The organism is Algoriphagus aestuariicola (assembly GCF_017254835.1).
GTDB classification, from domain to species: domain Bacteria; phylum Bacteroidota; class Bacteroidia; order Cytophagales; family Cyclobacteriaceae; genus Algoriphagus; species Algoriphagus aestuariicola.
Window position 1 is genome coordinate 1 of sequence record NZ_JAFKCW010000020.1, and the last position, 519, is coordinate 519.

A 519-nucleotide genomic window follows, 5' to 3' on the forward strand; every position below is an offset into this window, starting at 1 on the left:
TGTTGTCCGCATAGCTCACGCTGGCTCCACTTGGAAGCGTTCCGGCTATGACCAGTGACTTGGCCAAACCGTCATACACAAAGCTGTCGTCCTCGAAGATGATTCCGGTGATCGAGGCTGGCGTGATTGTCAGGTCGGCGGTCAGGACCAAAGTGGTGAAGTTGCTGCCGCTGATCGTCGCGGTTACCTGCTGGCTTCCCACATCCGTTCTGCTGTTGTTGCCGTAGCTTACGCTGGCTCCACTTGGAAGCGTTCCGGCTATGGCCAGGGACTTGGCCAAACCGTCATACACAAAGCTGTCATCCTCGAAGATGATTCCCGTGATCGTGGCAGGCGTGATTGTCAGGTCGGCGGTCAGGACCAAAGTCGTGAAGTTGCTGCCGCTGATCGTCGCCGTCACCTCTTGGGTTCCGACATCGGTTCGGCTGTTGTTGCTGTAGCTTACGCTGGCTCCACTTGGAAGTGTTCCTTCTATGGCCAGGGACTTGGCCAAACCGTCATACACAAAGCTGTCATCCT

The 519-nt window shown here is 56.3% G+C and carries 1 protein-coding gene; it reads right to left on the minus strand.

Annotated elements, in window-relative coordinates; translation table 11 throughout:
- The coding region (locus J0A67_RS22610) for an MBG domain-containing protein (RefSeq protein ID WP_206571667.1) at positions 1-519 on the minus strand (519 nt) is incomplete at both ends.